At 65.8% G+C, this 18,338-nt stretch carries 16 protein-coding genes; 10 read left to right on the top strand and 6 right to left on the bottom strand.

The features are described 5' to 3' along the window. Positions 1-160 precede the first annotated feature (160 nt). On the bottom strand, positions 161-2,851 hold the full coding sequence (locus tag KF759_RS11645; RefSeq protein WP_291225681.1) for a M1 family metallopeptidase: 2,691 nt from the start codon (positions 2,849-2,851) through the stop codon (positions 161-163). Positions 2,852-3,018: 167 nt separating this feature from the next. Here KF759_RS11645 and oxyR point away from each other — a divergent pair, with 167 nt between their 5' ends. The 10 genes from oxyR (at position 3,019) to hisIE (ending at position 11,529) form a co-directional block, all read left to right on the top strand. Continuing rightward, positions 3,019-3,933 carry a DNA-binding transcriptional regulator OxyR gene (gene oxyR / locus KF759_RS11640; RefSeq protein WP_291225679.1) on the top strand — a complete coding sequence of 305 codons (915 nt, stop codon included), beginning with the start codon at positions 3,019-3,021 and terminating at the stop codon, positions 3,931-3,933. 128 nt (positions 3,934-4,061) lie between these two features. Further along, positions 4,062-4,397: a YerC/YecD family TrpR-related protein gene (locus KF759_RS11635; protein ID WP_291225677.1), complete on the top strand. Its 336-nt coding sequence runs from the start codon at positions 4,062-4,064 to the stop codon at positions 4,395-4,397. Beyond that, positions 4,394-5,287 carry an ATP phosphoribosyltransferase gene (hisG, locus tag KF759_RS11630; RefSeq protein ID WP_291225675.1) on the top strand — a complete coding sequence of 298 codons (894 nt, stop codon included), beginning with the start codon at positions 4,394-4,396 and terminating at the stop codon, positions 5,285-5,287. The genes KF759_RS11635 and hisG overlap by 4 nt, the downstream gene beginning before the upstream one ends. Next, on the top strand, positions 5,284-6,621 hold the full coding sequence (gene hisD, locus KF759_RS11625) for a histidinol dehydrogenase (RefSeq protein ID WP_291225673.1): 1,338 nt from the start codon (positions 5,284-5,286) through the stop codon (positions 6,619-6,621). The genes hisG and hisD overlap by 4 nt, the downstream gene beginning before the upstream one ends. Then, a complete protein-coding gene (gene hisC / locus KF759_RS11620; RefSeq protein ID WP_291225671.1) occupies positions 6,618-7,685 on the top strand; it encodes a histidinol-phosphate transaminase in 1,068 nt (355 codons plus the stop codon). Before hisD ends, hisC begins: the two co-directional genes overlap by 4 nt. Beyond that, positions 7,682-8,812, top strand: a complete 1,131-nt coding sequence (hisB, locus tag KF759_RS11615) for a bifunctional histidinol-phosphatase/imidazoleglycerol-phosphate dehydratase HisB (RefSeq protein ID WP_291225669.1) — start codon at positions 7,682-7,684, stop codon at positions 8,810-8,812. The genes hisC and hisB overlap by 4 nt, the downstream gene beginning before the upstream one ends. Continuing rightward, a complete protein-coding gene (hisH, locus tag KF759_RS11610) occupies positions 8,809-9,408 on the top strand; it encodes an imidazole glycerol phosphate synthase subunit HisH (protein ID WP_291225667.1) in 600 nt (199 codons plus the stop codon). Before hisB ends, hisH begins: the two co-directional genes overlap by 4 nt. After that, complete coding sequence (locus KF759_RS11605) at positions 9,399-10,136, top strand: 1-(5-phosphoribosyl)-5-[(5-phosphoribosylamino)methylideneamino] imidazole-4-carboxamide isomerase (RefSeq protein WP_345777431.1); 738 nt, start codon at positions 9,399-9,401, stop codon at positions 10,134-10,136. The genes hisH and KF759_RS11605 overlap by 10 nt, the downstream gene beginning before the upstream one ends. Next, positions 10,118-10,894, top strand: coding sequence for an imidazole glycerol phosphate synthase subunit HisF (gene hisF / locus KF759_RS11600; protein ID WP_291225665.1), 777 nt, complete (start codon positions 10,118-10,120; stop codon positions 10,892-10,894). Before KF759_RS11605 ends, hisF begins: the two co-directional genes overlap by 19 nt. Continuing rightward, the gene (gene hisIE / locus KF759_RS11595) at positions 10,891-11,529 is read left to right on the top strand and encodes a bifunctional phosphoribosyl-AMP cyclohydrolase/phosphoribosyl-ATP diphosphatase HisIE (RefSeq protein ID WP_291225663.1); all 639 of its coding nucleotides are present in this window, start codon (positions 10,891-10,893) and stop codon (positions 11,527-11,529) included. The genes hisF and hisIE overlap by 4 nt, the downstream gene beginning before the upstream one ends. 141 nt (positions 11,530-11,670) lie before the next feature. Here hisIE and KF759_RS11590 read toward each other — a convergent pair whose 3' ends face one another. The 5 genes from KF759_RS11590 to KF759_RS11570 all read right to left on the bottom strand — a co-directional run bounded on the left by KF759_RS11590 (position 11,671) and on the right by KF759_RS11570 (position 17,784). Continuing rightward, complete coding sequence (locus KF759_RS11590) at positions 11,671-12,378, bottom strand: YafY family protein (RefSeq protein WP_291225661.1); 708 nt, start codon at positions 12,376-12,378, stop codon at positions 11,671-11,673. Positions 12,379-12,504: 126 nt separating this feature from the next. After that, positions 12,505-13,143, bottom strand: coding sequence for a glutathione S-transferase family protein (locus tag KF759_RS11585; RefSeq protein WP_291225659.1), 639 nt, complete (start codon positions 13,141-13,143; stop codon positions 12,505-12,507). A 78-nt stretch (positions 13,144-13,221) separates the two neighbouring features. Then, the gene (locus KF759_RS11580; protein ID WP_291225657.1) at positions 13,222-14,937 is read right to left on the bottom strand and encodes a right-handed parallel beta-helix repeat-containing protein; all 1,716 of its coding nucleotides are present in this window, start codon (positions 14,935-14,937) and stop codon (positions 13,222-13,224) included. Positions 14,938-14,966: 29 nt separating this feature from the next. After that, positions 14,967-15,575, bottom strand: coding sequence for a hypothetical protein (locus KF759_RS11575; protein ID WP_291225655.1), 609 nt, complete (start codon positions 15,573-15,575; stop codon positions 14,967-14,969). Between the two features lie 139 nt (positions 15,576-15,714). Further along, the gene (locus KF759_RS11570; protein ID WP_291225653.1) at positions 15,715-17,784 is read right to left on the bottom strand and encodes a S9 family peptidase; all 2,070 of its coding nucleotides are present in this window, start codon (positions 17,782-17,784) and stop codon (positions 15,715-15,717) included. Between the last annotated feature and the right edge of the window lie 554 nt (positions 17,785-18,338).

The raw sequence follows: 18,338 nt of genomic DNA, 5'->3' as shown, positions 1-18,338 counted from the left end.
GACTCGTGCCGCCGGCACCACGATCGAGCACTCGCCAAGCGCAACGCGCACGCCACAGTCGGCTCGATTCCCGCCACGTTCCAGCGGCGGCACCCGATCTGCAGGACCCGGCGCGGCTGGCGACACCTCGAACAGGCCGCCAGCCACGCGATCGACTTGCTTACCCGGCCTTGTGCGACACCGCCCATTCCTTGAGCGGTCGGGCATTGACATGGCCGCGCAGCGCGCCGCATTGACGGATGCGTTCGAGCGACTGCCTGAGTCCACGTTCGCCGCCGACCAGGTCCTTGATGCGTGGTGCGAAATACGCCGACAGCGCGTCCGCTTCGGCATCGCTGCAGCGACCACCGGAGAACATGCCCGGCATGCGTCCCGCCGAAAACGGCGTGAGGCGCGCGCGGAATGCATCGTAATGCTCGGTCATCCACTGCCAGGTCGCTGCGCGATTTTTCGGCTCGGACATCTGCGCGCCGTAGAGCATCGCCATCTCGCCAAGCTGCACGGCCTTGCTCAGGCCATAGTCGCGTGCGCGCGCTGCCAGCACGGGATCACGGGTCGAGCCGAGCGCCTCCAGCAGCGCATAGCGCTGACGGGTGTCGCGGCTGGCCTCGAAAGCCTTTTGCGTGGCATCAAAGGCAGATGCGCCGCCTTCTTCCACTGCGACCCGCAGCGCGTTGCCGAGCAGGTCGGCATCGGCGCGTGCGAGATCGACCGTACCCGAGCCGTCCAGACCCAGGGCGGCACGACCTTGCTGGTTGAGGGCGGCGCGCGCAGCCGGATCACGCGCGTCGAAGGCGAGGAAATTGGAGAGTCGTGAACGCAGGGCCGTGGTGGTGCCGCTCTCGCCCTCGACGCGGCGCCATCCCAGTTTGTTCATCTGCGGCGCATACAGTGACGCCGCCCAGTCATTGAGCACGGCGCGAGTCGGTTCATCGACGAGGTACTCGGTGATCCAGTTGTAGCGCCCCAGCAGCGCGGTGGCGACCTGCGGCAACTCCGAGCTGGCGAGCGCGGGCATCGCTTCGAGCAGGCGGGTCGGTGGCAGCGTGCCGCGACTGAACGCCGAGGACAGGGCATCGGCATACATGAGCTGTTCGGCCGGATTGAGTTTCGCGCTGACCTTGGCGAGTTGGGCGAAACCCTCGCCATCGAGTTCGAACCGGTAGTAGCCACGCGCATCGGCATTGGGCATCACCCAATCCGGACAGGCACCATCGAGCGCGAAGTGCTGTTGCGGCTGGTCCAGCAGCACGCACTGCGTGTCGCTGCGCTCGCCATGCCCAAGACGCAAGCACACGGGCACCGTCCATTGCTGCACGTCCTTGCTCATCACGCCATAGGGCAGATAGCGTGTCTGTGCGAGTTCCAGATTCGGCCTGCCGGCCTTGCACTGAAGTTGTACCTTGATCAGGGGCGCGCCGGGCTGGTCGAGAAAACTGCGCATGCCCTTGGCGAAGGCTTCACCCTTGCCGCTGGCCTTGGTCAGCGAAGCGATCAGATCATCCGAGCTGCCACTGCCGAAGACATGGCTGGCGAGATACTCGCGCATGCCCTTGCGGAAGGTGGCTTCACCGACCCAGTTCTCGAACATCGTCAGCACGGATGCGCCCTTCTGGTAGGTGATGCCATCGAACGCGGTCTGGATGTCGCCATGGTTCTCGATCGGCTGGCGGACCTTGCGCGTGCTGAGCAGGCTGTCGCTGCCCATCGCGTATAGGCGGCCTTCGAGCGCGCCCAAATCGGCCTGATATTCGGGATGCAGCGCCATCGCCACCTTGGCCTGGCCCCAGGTCGCATAGGCTTCGTTGAGCCAGATGTCGTTCCACCAAGGTACGGTGACGAGATCGCCGTACCACTGATGCGCGATCTCGTGCGCATTGATGTTGAACACGCCACGGAATTGTCCGGCGGCGGATTTGCCATCGGCCAGCAGGGCCGCATCGCGGTAGATGATCAGGCCCGCGTTCTCCATCGCCCCCGCGGAAAAGTCGGGTGCGCCCAGCAGGTCGAGCTTGTCGAAGGGATAGGCCTGCCGGGTGTAGTCCTCGAAGAACGGCACGATTGCGGCGGCGGTTTCCAGCGCCCAGCCCAGCCGCTGCTTGCTGCCGCGCGGACCCAGGCCACGCAGGGGCAAGGCTTGCTTGCGCACGGCATTGGCCGGAATCGGCTTGCCCTCGACCACATCCCAAGGTCCGATCGCGAGCGCGACCAGATAGGTCGGCAACGGTTTGGTGGTGGCAAACGTCAGCGTCTTCCACTTGCCGTCGGCCGATTTCACTTCGCTTGTCTGCAAGGTATTGGCCACCGCAACATCCTGCACCGGCACGGTCAACGAGATGTCGAACGGCACCTTGAAACGCGGCTCGTCGAAACCCGGGAAGGCAAAGCGCGCGCTGATCGGCTCCATCTGCGTCATCGCATAGGCGTCATCGCCAACCTTGACCTTGTACAGGCCCTGCAACTTGGCGTTGAATGGGGCGCTGTACTGGAAATCGAGCGCGATCGTCTGCGCTGCAATTGCCTTGTCGAAGCGCACCTCGAGCACGCCGGCTTGCGGATGCAGGTGCGTGCTCGCCATGATCGGCTTGCCATCGGCGCCGCTCACCTGCAGCTTTCCGATGTCCAGTTCCTGCGCATGCAGCCAAACGCGCTCGGCCGGTGCCTTGAGCCGTACCTGGATGGTGGTGTGCCCCTCGAAGCGATCCTGACGCGGATCTGCCTTGAAGTGCAGCGCGTAGGACAGCGGAACGGCATCGGTCGGCAGCTTGCCGGTCGGCACCGGCTCGACGGCGGCACGGGCAAGTGGCGCGGCAATCAACAGCAACAAACCGGCAAGCATGACGCGCAACATCGCAATCCTCCGCCTCGCAAAACGTCCAATCTGCCAAGATGCGGCGGGCCGCGCCTGTGCCGGATTGCCTACCCGGCCAGCCCTTGCATGGAATTTCCATGCCGCATCCGACCAATTAACCGCGCTGATCTTTACGCAGTGTGCAATCGCCTGCTTCAATTGACCGCATGAACCTGCGCGACCTCCACTATCTCGTCGCCCTGGCCGATCATCGGCATTTCGGCCGCGCTGCCGAAGCCTGCTTCGTGAGCCAGCCGACCCTGTCGACGCAGATCCGCAAGCTCGAGGAGGAGCTCGGTGTGCAATTGGTCGAACGTGCGCCACGCAAGGTGCTGCTGACCGACGTGGGCCGCGACATCGTTGCCCGCGCACGCACCGTGTTGCATGACGTGGATGCCATAAAGGCACTCGCCCGGCGCACCCATGACCCCGAATCCGGCGCCGTGCGCCTCGGAATCTTTCCCACCCTCGGCCCATACCTGTTGCCGCACATCGTGCCGCGCATCCACGCGCGCTGGCCGCGACTCGAACTGCTGCTGGTCGAGGAAAAAACCGAAGTGCTGCTCACCCAGCTGCGCGAGGGACGGCTCGACGCGGCCTTGCTCGCACTGCCAATCCATGACGAGCAGATGCACGTCGAGATGCTGTTCGAGGAACCCTTCCTGCTGGCACTGCCAGAAGGCCACGCGCTGGCACGGCGCAAGTCGATCACCATCGACGATCTCGCCAACCAGGACCTGCTGCTGCTTGACGACGGCCATTGCCTGCGCGACCAGGCGCTCGAGGTGTGTCGCCATGCCGGCGCAGGCGAGCATGCAGGATTTCGCGCCACCAGCCTTGAAACCCTGCGCCAGATGGTTGCCGCCAATGTCGGCATCACCCTGCTGCCACTGCTTGCGGTCAAGCCGCCCGTTGCGCCGTCGGCGCACGTGCAACTCCTGCGTTTCCGCGGCGAGGTACCCAGCCGCCGCATCGCCATGCTCTGGCGCAAGAGCTCGGCGCTCGGCCCCCTGCTCATGCCGCTCGCTGCCTTGCTCCGCGACCTGCCACGCGACTTGCTCGATCCGCGCACACTCGACTGAGCTCACGTCGCCACCCTCGGCGGCAGCTGGCGCGCCACATCTCTCGGACCCCCGCCGACCCGCAGGCTTGACGGCGAAAATGCCGCACCGTTACACTTCGTAGCGTATTAGCGCATTAGTACATTGAAATGAAACGCAGACCACTTTCCCCGAGCCTGGATTCGCGCCGCTCCGAACGCGCGTTGTGCGAAGCACTGCTCAATTTGCGCAGCGTGGCCGAGATGCAGGCCTTTCTCGACGACCTGTGCACGCCGGCCGAACGCGAGGCGATGCGCGAGCGCTGGAGCGTGGTGCCGCAACTGCTCGCCGGCAAGCCGTATCGGCAGATCCATGAGGCAACCGCGGTGAGCATCACCACCATCGGCCGCGTCGCGCGCTGCCTCGAACAGGGCGCGGGCGGCTATGCCCTGGCCGCAGCCCGACTGAAACCGGCGCGCAAGCCGCGCAGCCGAGCCGCGTCATGATCAGCACTCGCGAACGGCTGCGCATCGCCGTGCAGAAATCAGGGCGCCTGTCGCAGGATTCGCTCGGCCTGCTGCGGCGTGCCGGCCTCGCCTTCCGCGAGAGCCGCGACAAGCTGTTCCTCTACGGCGAAAACCTGCCGGTCGACGTGTTGCTGGTTCGCGATGACGATATCCCCGGGCTGCTCGTCGAGGGCAGTTGCGAACTCGGCATCGTCGGCCGTAACGTACTCGACGAACAGCGCCTCGCCGCGCAGGGGACGCCGTTCCCCGGCGAGTTGCGCGCGCTTGGCTTCGGCCAGTGTCGCCTTGCGCTCGCCGTACCCGACGGCGGCCCGATCGAGCGCATCGAAGATCTTGCCGGCCTGCGCATCGCCACGTCCTACCCGCAGCTCACCGCAAACTGGCTGCGTGAGCAGGCCATCGACGCCGAAGTCGTCGTGCTCAACGGCTCGGTCGAAATCGCGCCACGGCTGGGCAAGGCGCATGCCATCTGCGACCTCGTCTCCAGCGGCGCTACCCTCGCCGCCAATCAGTTGCACGAGATCGCCACCGTCTTGCGCAGCGAAGCGGTGCTGGTGACGAGCCCGCATGCGCCAGCGGCGGCGACCAGCGCCCTGATCGAACGTTTTTGCGCACGCATCGGTGCTGCGCTCTCGGGTGATGGCGCGCGATTGCTCATGCTGCAGGCTCCGCGCAGCGCGCTCGACGAGATTCGCCGCCTGCTGCCCACGCGCGAGCAACCCAGCGTGCTCGGCCTCGACGGCCGCCCCGACGACATCGCGCTGCAAGCCCTGTGCGATGCGCAGCTCGACTGGCAGCACCTTGAAGAACTCAAGCGGCTCGGCGCACACGGACTGCTCGTGCTCAATGTCGAGCGAATGCTCGCATGAACGCACGGCCCGAACTCGCCCGCGTCACGCGCGTCATCGACTGGAACATGCTCGATGAGCGCGCCCGCGACCGGACCCTCGCACGACCGGCGCCGCTCGCCGATCCGGTCCGCCTGCAGTCCGTGCGCGCAATCATCGCCGACGTGCGCGCACGCGGCGACGCCGCCCTGCGCGAGTACAGCGCGCGCTTCGACCAGGCCACGTTGCACAGCTTCGCGGTCACCGACGAGGAGTTCGCGGCTGCGCTCATGGGCATGGCACCGGAGCTGCGCAATGCGATCGAGCGCGCGATCGAGCGCGTCGAAACCTTTCACCGTGCGCAGCGCGGCAAGGATCTGATCTGCGACACCGCGCGCGGCGTGCGTTGCGAGCAGCTGCTGCGGCCGATCGGCACGGTCGGCCTCTACGCACCGGCCGGCAGCGCGCCCCTGCCCTCGACCGTGTGGATGCTCGCGGTGCCGGCGCGCGTCGCCGGTTGTCAGCAGATCGTGCTGGCCACGCCACCACGCGTCGACGGCAGCGCCGATCCGGCGATTCTCGCCGCCGCGCGACTGTGCGGCATCAACCACGTGTTCAAGATCGGCGGCGCGCAGGCGATCGCCGCGCTCGCCTACGGCACGCAGACGGTGCCCCGCTGCGCCAAACTGTTCGGACCTGGCAATGCCTGGGTCACTGCGGCCAAGCTCGAAGTCGCCGCCGATCCGCAGGGCGCCGCGATCGATCTGCCCGCGGGCCCGTCCGAAGTGCTGGTGATCGCCGACGCCTTCGCCGATCCCGACTTCGTTGCCGCCGACCTGCTCGCGCAGGCCGAACACGGCAGTGATTCGCAAGTCGTGCTGGTGAGTCCGGACGCCCACCTGCTCGATACGGTGGCGTGCGCGCTCGAACGGCAACTGGCGAGCCTGCCGCGCAGCGCGATTGCACATGCGGCGCTCGCGCACGCGCGGCTGATCAAGGTCGCCGATCTCGCGCAGGCGATCGAAGTGTCCGAGCGTTACGCGCCCGAGCACCTCATCGTCAACGTGCGCGAGCCGCGCAATCTGCTGCCTGCCCTCTCCAACGCGGGCAGCATCTTCCTCGGCGCGTGGTCTCCGGAAACCGTGGGCGACTACTGCGCCGGCCCCAATCACGTCCTGCCCACGCTCGGCTTCGCGCGCGCCTTCGGCGGTGTCGGCGTCGACAGCTTCATGCGCCGCGTCTACGTGCAGGAACTCAATGCCGATGGCCTGCGCGAGGTCGGCCCCGATGCCGCCCTGCTCGCGCGCGCCGAAGGCCTCGAAGCGCACGCGCGCGCGGTCGACCTGCGCCTGGCCGCACTGGATCGGGCGCCATGAGCCTCCTGCTGCGCGCGCGACCGGAACTGGTCGCGCTCAAGCCCTATGCCTCTGCGCGGCGCAGCGGCTACACCGCGCGCATCCGTCTGGATGCCAACGAACTGCCATGGGACGAAACCGAGGACGCGCGCAGCGATGCGCTCAACCGCTATCCCGAGCCGCAACCCGAACTGCTGCGCGAGCGACTTGCCGCGCTCTACCGTGTCAGTACCGAACGCTTGTGGATCGGTCGCGGCAGCGACGAGGCCATCGACCTGCTGTTGCGCGCATTCTGCCGCGCCGGCCGCGACAACGTGCTTGCGCTGGCGCCGAGCTTTGGCATGTATCGCATCGGTGCAACCGTGCACGACGCGCGCTTTCGCGCGCTCGCGCTCGATGCAGACCATGATTTTTCACTCGACCCGACAGCCCTGCTCGCGCTGGTCGACGACGACACCAAACTCGTGTTCCTGTGCTCGCCCAACAATCCGAGCGGCACCTTGTTTCACCAGCACATCGACGCACTTGCGAGCGCACTCGCCGGTCGCGCCCTGCTCGTCGTCGATGAGGCCTACATCGAGTTTGCCGATGCGCCCAGCGCCTGCGGCCTGATCGAACATCACGCCAATCTCGCGGTGCTGCGCACCTTGTCGAAGGCGCATGGCCTCGCCGGCGCGCGCATCGGCAGCTTGATCGGCCGCGAGGAGATCGTCGATCTCGTCGCGCGCATCGCACCGCCCTACCCCTTGCCCGCGCCGAGCGTGCGCGCGGCCTTGCGCGCGCTCGAACCGGCCGCGCTCGTGCGCACGGGCGAACGCATCGCCCTGCTGGTTGGCGAACGAGAACGCCTGCGCGCTGCGCTGGCGCATCTGCCGGCCGTGCGCAGCGCGTGGCCATCGGCTGGCAATTTCCTGCTGCTGCGCTTCGCCGATGCGCGTCGCGCCTTCGAGCGCCTGCTCGCCCACGACATCCTCGTGCGCGACTTCTCGACTCAACCCGGGCTGGAAAACTGCCTGCGCATCAGCATCGGCACACCCGCGCAGAACGAGGCCGTGATCGCCGCACTGTCCGGAGCTTGCCCATGAGCACGCCCGCGAAGATCCTGTTCGTCGATCGTGATGGCACGCTGATCGTCGAACCGCCCGATCAGCAGATCGACAGCTATGCGAAGCTGCGTCTCGTGCCCGGCACGATCAGCGCGCTGCGCCGCTGCGTCGAGGCTGGCTACGAGCTGGTGATGGTGAGCAACCAGGATGGTCTGGGCAGCGCAAGTTTTCCCGAGGCCGACTTCGATGGACCGCAGGCATTGCTGCTCGACATCCTTGCCGGCGAAGGCATCGTCTTTCGCGAGGTGTTGATCGACCGTCACTTTGCCCACGAGCACGCGCCCACGCGCAAGCCCGGCGTCGGAATGGTTCGTCACTATCTGGTCGATGGCGTCATCGACCGTGCGCGCAGCGCGGTGATTGGCGATCGCGACAGCGATCTGGAGCTGGCTGCGAACATGGGCCTGCGTGGCTTTCGCATTGGCGAGTCGCTTGGCTGGCCGCAGATCGCCAGCGCCCTGCTTGATGCGCCGCGAAGCGCCCAGCTCGAACGCAAGACGCGAGAGACTTCGATCTCGGTGGCGATCGACCTCGATGCTGCGCCACGCGCCCGGATCAGTACCGGCATCGGCTTCTTCGATCACATGCTCGAACAGCTCGCCGTGCATGGCGGCTTTGCGCTCGAACTGCGCTGCGCGGGCGATCTCGCGGTCGATGAACACCACAGCGTCGAGGACTGCGCGCTCGCGCTCGGTCAGGCGCTGCGCAGCGCACTCGGTGAGCGACGTGGCATCGCCCGCTATGGCTTCGACCCATCCGACTTGCCACAACGCGAGGCCGGAGCGATCGCTTTCGCGCTGCCGATGGACGAGAGCCGTGCCGATGTCGTGCTTGATCTTTCGGGGCGCGCGGGCTTCGTGTTCAGCGGCAGCTTTCCGCGCGAAGCGGTCGGCGGCCTGCCCTGCGAACTGGTGCCGCATTTCTTCCACAGTCTTGCCGATGCCCTTGCCGCGACCCTTCACCTGCGCGTGGTCGGCAGCAATGCGCACCACATGATCGAAGCCTGTTTCAAGGCGACCGGCCGCGCGCTGCGTCAGGCCATCCGCATCGAGAGCGCGCAGATCCCCAGCAGCAAGGGCATGCTCGCGGGTGGAGTCACCGCATGAGCACGAACCTCGTGATCATCGCCGCCGGTGGCGCCAACTTCGGATCGCTCGTCACCGCCTGCGCGCGCCTCGGCGTCGAGGCGCGGGTCAGCGATGCGGCGACGACGATACGCGCGGCAACGCACGCGATCCTGCCCGGCGTCGGTGCAGCGGCGCAGGCGATGCGCAGCTTGCGCGCGAGCGGGCTCGATCGCGTCATCCGCACACTCAGTCAACCGCTGCTGGGTATTTGTCTGGGCATGCAGCTGCTGTTCGAGCGCAGCGCCGAAGGCGAGGTCGAAGGCCTGGGTCTCTTGCCCGGCACGGTGGCGCGCCTGCCGGCCGCGCCACGCTGGCCGCACATGGGCTGGAACACGCTCGAGATCGGTCGCGCGCATCCCCTGCTGGCCGGATTGGATGCACAGCCCTGGGTGTACTTCGTTCACGGCTATGCCGCGCCCACCGACGCGCACACCCTGGCCAGCAGCAGGCACGGCAGCGCGTTCAGCGCCGCGGTCGCGCGCGGCAACGTCATGGGCACGCAGTTCCACCCGGAAAAATCCGCTGCGGTCGGTCGCCAAATCCTTGCCAATTTCCTCGAATTGCCATGCTCGTGATCCCTGCCATCGATCTGCGCGACGGTCGGGTCGTGCGCCTGCGCCAAGGCGACTTCGCGCAATCGCGCGAGTTCGCGCTCGACCCGCTCGCACTCGCCAGCGACTACGCACAGGCCGGTGCGACCTGGCTGCACGTGGTTGACCTCGACGGCGCGCGCGCAGGCACGCCACGCCAGCTCGATCTCATCGGCCGACTCGCTCAGTCCGGGCTGCGCGTGCAGGCCGGCGGCGGCGTGCGCAGCGTGGATGACGTGCAGCGCCTGTTCGATGCGGGTGTGGCCCGTGTCGTGGTCGGCAGCATCGCCGCGCGCGAACCCAACACCGTAGCGGCATGGCTCGACCGCTTCGGCGCGGCGCGCCTGTGCGTCGCACTCGATCTGCGTCTCGGCGGCGACGGCCACTGGTATCCCGCGCTCGATGCCTGGCAAACCGAAAGCCGGATCGACTTCACGCACCTGCTCGAACGCCTGCTCGCCGCCGGCCTGCAGCACGTGCTTTGTACCGACATCGAACACGATGGCATGCGTGCCGGCCCCAACCTCACGCTCTATCGCCTGCTTGCCGCGCGCTGGCCGCAGATCGCATGGATCGCCTCGGGCGGTGTGCGCGATCGCGCCGATGTCGAGGCGCTCGCCGGCACCGGCGTCGCCGCCTGCGTTGCCGGCACCGCCTTGCTCGAAGGCAGCCTGAGCCTGGAGGAACTGCGCGCATGCCAGCCTGTCGCGTGATCCCGTGCCTGGATGTGGCCGAAGGCGCCGTGGTCAAGGGCGTGCGCTTTCGCGACCACCGCGTGGTCGGCGACATCGTCGAGCTGGCCGCGCGCTACAGCGCCGAAGGCGCCGATGAATTGGTGTTCTACGACATCACCGCCAGTCCCGAAGGCCGCTGCGTCGATACCGCCTGGGTCGAGCGCGTCGCCCGCGAACTGGATATTCCGTTCTGCGTTGCGGGAGGAATCCGCGGCATCTACGATGCGGAAGCCGTGCTCGCCGCGGGTGCCGACAAGGTTTCAGTCAACTCGCCCGCGCTCGCGCGCCCGCAGCTGATCGAGGAACTGGCCGCGCGCTTCGGCAGCCAGTGCGTGGTGATCGGCATCGATGTCGATGCCCAGACCGATCACGCCGGCAGTTGGCGTGTCGTCGCCCACAGCGGAAAGCCCGACGCCGCCCACGATGCCGGCCGCGACTTGCTCGGCTGGGTGCGTGAAGTAGAGGCACGTGGCGCTGGCGAAATCGTCATCAACGCGATCCGTCAGGATGGCGTGCGCGCGGGCTATGCCTGCGATCTGCTCGCGTGTGTGCGTGCCGCCACGAACCTGCCGCTGGTGGCCTCCGGCGGCGCGGGCACGATCGCGCACTTCATCGAGGTGTTCGAGCGCGCCGATGTCGATGCCGCACTGGCCGCGAGCGTGTTCCACAGCGGCGATATCCGCATCGACGCGCTCAAGCGCGCACTTGCCGCACATGGCATCGTGGTGCGGCCATGACCCTGGTTGCCAATGCGCTCGATTGGAGCAAGGGTGATGGCCTCTTGCCGTTGATTGCCCAGCACGCACACGATGGCCGCGTACTCATGCTCGGCTACGTCAACCGCGAGGCAATCGAGCGCACGCTGGAAACACGCCGCGTGCATTTCTGGTCACGCAGCACACAGCGGCTGTGGATGAAGGGCGAGACGTCGGGCCATGTACTTGGCCTCGTTTCGCTGGCCGCCGATTGCGACCGCGATACCCTGCTTGCGCAAGTGCTGCCGCAGGGCCCGACCTGTCATCGCGGCACGCCCAGCTGCTTCGATGGCGAAGCGCCTGCACATCCCTGGCTCAACCAGCTCGAGGCCCTGATCGAGTCACGCAAACAGGTCGACCCGGCTTCGAGCTACGTCGCGCGCTTGCTCGCCGCAGCGCCGGCGCGCCGCGCGCAGAAAGTCGGCGAGGAAGGCGTGGAAACCGCGCTCGCGGCAGCGACGGGTGATTTGGACGGGCTGTGCAACGAGGCGGCCGACCTGCTGTTCCACCTGCTCGTGCTGCTGCGCGGCGCCGACCTCAGGCTCGCCGATGTCGTGTCTGAACTCGCGCGACGGCATCGCGATGACCAGGGCAATCCCAATCCGGATCAGCGTTGAACCTCAACCGGGAATTCCAGGGAAGACCGGAGAAAACCTTCGTTCCCGGGAGTAGGGAAAACGCCGCTGAAGCGGCGCGCCGAACGGAATTTCGCTTGAATCAGCGGCCACCACGAGAATCATCCGCTGCTCGAAGCAGGCTCATGTGCCCACGCTCACACGGCCCGCACCAACGGCCGTGAGGTAGGCAGCAAGACTTTGCCCGGGCAGGTCGGGGAAGACTTCCCCGCTGGCGGCACAACGCACGATGCGATCCGGGCGGAAGCTGCGAAATGCCTTGCGCGCGCGGCACCATGCGCCCACGGTCCACTTGCCGCCCCAGAACGCCAGGCACAGAGGTTCGATCTCTCGTTCGCTGTCACGTCCGGCTTCGTCACGATAGGCGACGACCAGCACGGAGCGCTGGTTGATCGCTTCATTGAGCTGATCGAGCAGGCGCCCAAGAGCACTGGTCTCGTGATCGCGCCAGACCGGGGCGAAGATGCGCACCCGTTCAACTCGCTGCCGCAGGTCCGCTGGCAACACCGCTTCGATCTTGAGCATCGCTGCATCGGCCGCGCGCATCAGGCGTGCGCCGGTGAAGGCGCGAGCGAAACGCATGCCCACGACCACGGCCTCCAGTTCCTCCGGACTGAACATCAAGGGCGGAATATCGGCCCCCTTGCGCAGCAGATAGCCAATGCCGGCTTCGCCCTCGATCGGAACGCCGGAGCGCTGCAGGTCGGCGACATCGCGATAGACCGTGCGCAAGGACACGCCGAGCGTCTCCGCGAGCCGCCGCGCAGGCAAGGCGGTACGACGCCCGCGCAAGGCATGGATGATGAGGAACAAGCGGTCGGCACGACGCATGCTCGATTTGTAACATGCTTGCCGGGTAGCCGCTTGCACCAAACCATCAGGCTCACTTTCCTCGTCGCTCACGCGGGCGCTCAGCATTGCAGACGCCCGCAGTGAACCCGGTCCCGTTGCCTTTGCTCAGCCGGCCATGCCCATCTGCGCGGCAAGTGCCTGGTCAGCCGCCCGCGCGCGTTGCTGCGCGGGCCGCTCCAGCACGCGCTTCATGTAGGCATCGATGTGCGGGTTCGACTCGATCAGCTTGAAGCCCGTGACCCAAGCCAGGGCGTTGGCCCACAACACGTCGGCCGCACTGAACCGGCTGCCGAGGAGATAAGGGCCCGCAGCAAGCTGGCTGTTCAAGGTGGCCATCACCGATTCGAAATCGCCATAGCCCGATTGCCCGCGCGGAAGGGGCGGACGCTTGGAGGCATGATCGCCCACGGCAGGCTCGAAGGCAGCGGCATAGAACACCAGCCAGCGCAGGTAGCTGCCGCGATCGGGATCATCCAGCGCCGGCGCCAGCTTGGCGGCGTCGAAGCGATCGGCAAGGTAGATGTAGATGGCCACCGTCTCGGTGATCACGGTGCCGTCATGGCGAAGCGCCGGCACTTTGCCCATCGGATTGATGGCGAGGTATTCGGCCGAGTGCTGCTCATCCTTGCGGAAATCGATGGTGTGCATTTCAAACGAAACACCGAGCTCTTCCAGCAATGCCCGCGTCATGCAGCCGCGGCTGTGGGGGTTGTGGAAGAATTCCAATCGGGCTTGCGAACTCATTTGCGACATCCTTCTGGCGTGGTTGGCGAGTGCCAGTTTGACAGGATGCTGCTGACAGGGTGGTGTCAGCAGGCGGGTTCACTGCTCGAAGCCATCCTCGAACAGAATGTCGGACTCGAGTTCGAACGCACCGATATCGCATTTCATGCCCTGTGGGCGCGCAACGCCACGTTGATCCTTGAGACCGACGCAAAGCGCCGCCGGGATCTTGTCCAGCGCCGTGCTGAGGATGTCGGGACGCATGGTCTGGGTGGGACCGCCATTGTCAGCCAATGGCGCGAGCAGCAAGCCGGCAGTGGAGAGAATGTTGTAGTCGCCGCTCCAGCCGTCGCTGGCCACGATTTGGTCGGTTTCCCCCACGAAATTGTCAGCGACGATGGATTGGTCAATCGTGGCACTGCTGACGTTGATGATTCCGTTGCCCGCGAATGAATGATTCAGACTGACGGTTGCGCGGCTCATCTCGAGATGCCCCGCCTGAATGCCGCCGATTCTGGCGGCGTTGCCGCTGATGGTGCTGTTGTCAATGTCGAGCCCACCCGAGACCGACACGCCACCCACACTTTCGACGCCAGTGTTGCCGTTTATCGTGCTGCCGTGAATGATCACGGATGACGTGTTGGACCCAACGAGGATGCCGCCGACCATGCGCGCGTCGTTGTTCGCAACCGTACTGTCGACCAGGCTCAGGTTGCCGTCGACGAAGATACCGCCACCGTTGCCATTGATGACGTCGTCCAAGCGATTGTTGGTGATCCTGCTGCGCACCACGTTGACCGTGGCCTCGTTCACCGCAAACAGGCCACCACCAAGAACCTCGCCTGTGTTGCCGTCGAGTTCGCTGTCCACGATGCTCACTTCGCTGCCATATGCCGCGAGCGCGCCGCCTTCCCCTCCGAAATTGCCGCTGAAACTCGAATTGCGAATGCTCAGCTGCGCTCCCGAGGCATGGAGACCACCTCCATCGTTGGTGGCGGCATTGTTCGTGAAAGTACAATGGTCGACATCGACATCCGCAGCGACGGATCGCACACCACCACCGCTGTACCCTGTCGCTGGATTGCTCGGCGCCAAGTTGCCATTGCGGATGACCAGGTTCTCGAGCTTCAACTTTCCGCCGGCTGGCGTGACGACATCGAGGATGCGGAAGGCATTGACAGCACTGGCGTCGCGCTGAACCACCAGGCGCCGCGCCGGCATCGAGACCGTGGGCGCGGCACCGTCGATGGTGACATTGTGCGCGCTCACGACGAGTTGGCCGCCGGTGTCGCCGCTGACATCCGTGGAGTCGGCCAAGGTGATCAGCGCGGCACCGTGCACACCGAAGGTCGACGCGGCAATCGTGATGGTGTCACGGTTGCCGAAAACTTCGCCAATATTGACGCAATTGCCGACCAGAACCCGACGGTTCATCGACAGGATGGCCTGGCGCAAGGTGCACGTGTCGACCGCGCTCGGATCGGTGTCGCCGGCGGAGGTGACCTCGATCTTCGCCGCATGCGCGGCGCCGGCCACGGCGAACAACAGCAGGGTCACGACGAGTTTGCGTGAGCCGCGGGCCAACGCCGGCAAGGTGGATGCGCAGGACATGCATCGCCTCCAGACAGGATGGGAATTGCGAACAGGCGCAAAGGGATGAGGTTCATTTCTTCTGCATGCCCGACGACCTTCTTCGTCAACCGGAAGAAATGAACCGCAAGCCTTTCCTGACCCCGTTCGACCAGTGTCCTGGAGGGATACGCACAATCGCGCTGAAAACCCCAACATGGGGCAGTTACTTTTCCGGGATATCAACCGGCTCGCGTATCGCCTTATCGTGAACTTCAGCTCTCGAAGCCGTCCTCGAAGATCGTGTCGGTATCCGGTGGCGGGGTGAAATCGCCCGTGAGCGCCAAGGCGATGCTGTTATTGCTGGTTGCGAGCTGGCTGTTGATCTGGCTGGCGAATCCGCCGCAGGCATCGGCCGTTGGCGGCACGCTGAAGGCGGTATCCTCGAGGCTCAGTTCGCTTGAAGTGCCGCTGCCGGCAAGGTCGAGCGGGATCGGGGAAAACCTGCAGGGCGTGACCGGCAAGGGCAGCGAGGTCGAGACGATCGCAAGTTCGAGTTCTACCGCCGTCATCGCCGCCACGCCATCGCCGGCGACCTGCGCGGTCGACGTGTTGGTCTGGGTGACCTGATAGGTCACGGTCACGGGGCCGAAACCCGAGACGTTGATCGTCGTCGAGGATTGCGGAAAAGTGAACTTGCCCACCGACAGCAGCCCGGTCTGCGCATCGTAAATGGAATCACCGAACGTACTGCCTGCCGGCAGGGGGGCGCTGGTGCCGTTGATCGTGATGGTTCCGCTGACCGGGAAATCGGCAGCCTGCGCGGTGGCGCTCGCGCATGCGAGGGAAATGGTGACGGCAGACATCAAGGCTGTGGTTCGCATCGTTCCTTCCTTTGCTTGGCCGCAGGTTCGATCCGTGCGGCAACGGGTGACAAGAGTCGACGACCTCGGCAAATCAAATGAAAAGCGCACGAAGTGTGCGCTTTTCGACAAGTCGGTCACGCAGATTTCATGCCAGGACTCAGTGCTCGCCCACCGCCGTCCAGCGCTTGAGCCAGGCATTGACGGTGTCATGCCAGAGCACGCTGTTGTGCGGCTTGAGCACCCAGTGGTTCTCGTCGGGGAAATACAGGAACTGGCTCGGCACCTTGCGTCCCTGCGCGGCGGTGAATGCGGCGATCCCCTGCTCCACCGGGATGCGGAAATCCTGCTGGCCGTGCACGACCAGGATCGGCGCACGCCAATCCTTGACATGGTTGACCGGGTTGAACTTCTCGTACAGCTCGGGCGCTTCCCACTGCGCCTTGCCGTCGTGTTCCCAGGTGTCGAACCACTGCTCCTCGGTCGCATAGGCCATCATGCGGCTGTCGAACACGCCGTCGTGCGAGACGATGCACTTCCACGGCTCGTTCCACACGCCGGCGATCCAGTACATCATGAAGCCGCCGTAGCTCGCGCCCAGCGCGCAGGCGCGGTTGCCGTCGAGGAAGGAATACTTTTCCTGCGCCGCGGCCCAGCCGAGCTTGAGATCCTCGAGTGGCGCGCCGCCCCAGTCACCCGAAATCGCGTCGGTGAACTTCTGGCCATAGCCGGTGGAGCCGTGGAAATTGATCGTGACCACGGCAAAACCCTGGCCGGCATAGGTCTGCGGATTCCAGCGGTAGTGGAAATCGTTGGTCATCGCACCCTGCGGACCGCCATGGACGATGAAGGCAACCGGATACTTGCGGCCCTCGACGTACTCCGCCGGCTTGACCACATAGCCCTGCACCATGTCGCCGCCATGCCCCTTGAAGGTGAAGAACTCGGTGTCGCCAAAGCGGATGTCGGCCAGCCGATCGGCGTTGAAATGCGTGATCTGGGTGGCGCGTTCGGCCTTGAGGTTGGTGGCGTACAGATCGGTCGGGTGTTTGTGATCCTGCCGCGCGAGGACGAGGTTCTTGCGTCCCACCGAATAGCCGGCCACGTTGGCACCGCTGCTGAGCTTGGTCGCCTTGCCGCTGCGCACGTCGACCGCGAACAGCGCATGCTCGCCCCAGTCGTCGCTGGCGGTGTAGAGCGTCTTGCCGTCGAAGGATTCCTGCAGACCCGAGGCCGAGCGATCCCAGCCCGGATCGATTTCGCGCGTGCTGCCCTTGGCCAGATCGAGTTCCATGATGCCGAAACGATCGGCCTCGAAACCCGGGCGCTTCATCGCCAGCCAGTACAGACGCTTGCCGTCGCGCGAGGCCAGCGGATAACCATCCCACGCGGGATTGCCGGCGGTGAGATTCTTCGGCGCGGCCGAACCATCGGCAGGCACCGAGTAGATGTCGAAATTGGTCGACCACGGCTCATGCGGGCCACCCAGACGCGCATTGAAATACACCGTCTTGCCATCCGGTGAGAACGCATACTCGCTGGCGTCACCAAAGGGCTTGGAAGGCACGTCGCCATCGATGCCGCGGCTGAGCAGGCGCGGCGTGCCGACCTTGCCATCGGCATTCAAGTCCGCAATGAACAGCTGCGAGCGGCGACCATCGGCCCACTGGTCCCAGTGGCGGATGAACAGTTCGTCGTAGACGGTGCCGCTGGCCTTGTCGGCCTTGCGCTCATCGAGTTCCTTCTTGGTGCAGGCAAGCGCGTCGGCCTCGCTCGCACAACCGGGCAGGATCTCGGCCGACAGCAGCACGGCCTTGCCATCGGGCGCGAGCCGGAAACTGCCGACATCCAGCACCCACGACGTGACCGCCTGCGCCACGCCACCCTGCGCCGCGATGCGCCAGAGCTGGCTCACGCCGTCCTTGGCGGACAGGAAGTACAGCGACTTGCCATCGGCCGACCAGATCGGACCCGAGGCATTGATCGCCTTGTCGGTGACCCGCTGCGGCTCGCCGCCACTGACCGCAATCGTCCAGATCCCGCTGCGGCCCTTGTTGGCTTCGTAATCGGTCTGGCGCACGCTGAAGGCAACCGTCTTGCCATCGGGCGAGAGCTCGGGCCCGCTGACCCGATCCAGCGTGACCAGATCATGCACGTTGAACGGATGCGGCGCGGCCAAGGCTGCCGCGGGCAATGCGGCGACCAACGCCAGGGCAAGGGCGGTCTTCATGGGACTCTCCGGAGGGATGGGCGAAGGCCGATGGTAAGCGCGGACGCGGCTGGCGCCAAATTCCCGCGTGCGGCGCCCGTTTGGGCTGCGCCGCACAACGGTTCTTGCTTCGACTTGTTTGCTCTCACGAAAACCGAACGTATTCGCGTGGGTTCGTCCTGCATCCCTGCGCCTGGCCGCGACCGATTCGGCTTGCGTCGAACCGGCTGGGCTGGTTTGGCTCGGACGTCTGCACGACAACCCATCGACGTCCTTGTTGATTCGTCCCGCATCTCTGCGCTTGGGCGTTTCGACCTGCGCCGAAAGCTTGCGCTGCCCTGATCGTGTTCGCTTTCGCGAGAACCGACTTACGTCCGTATGGGTTCGTCCCGCATCCCTGCGGGCCGGTGGCTTTCTCTTGCTTGCCCAAGAGAAAGTCACCAAAGAGAAGGGCACCCTCACGGCCTTGGTCCCGCGCGCATCGTGCGCGCGGGACTGCGCAGACGCGCTGCGGGGTTTGCCGACCGTGCATCCGTGCACGCACGGCAAACTCGGCGCGATCCCTCGCGCCGCCC

This window comes from Dokdonella sp., from assembly GCF_019634815.1.
Lineage (GTDB): Bacteria > Pseudomonadota > Gammaproteobacteria > Xanthomonadales > Rhodanobacteraceae > Dokdonella_A.
Note: the sequence above shows the minus strand (reverse complement) of the source record. Positions and strands in the feature narration are given on the sequence as shown.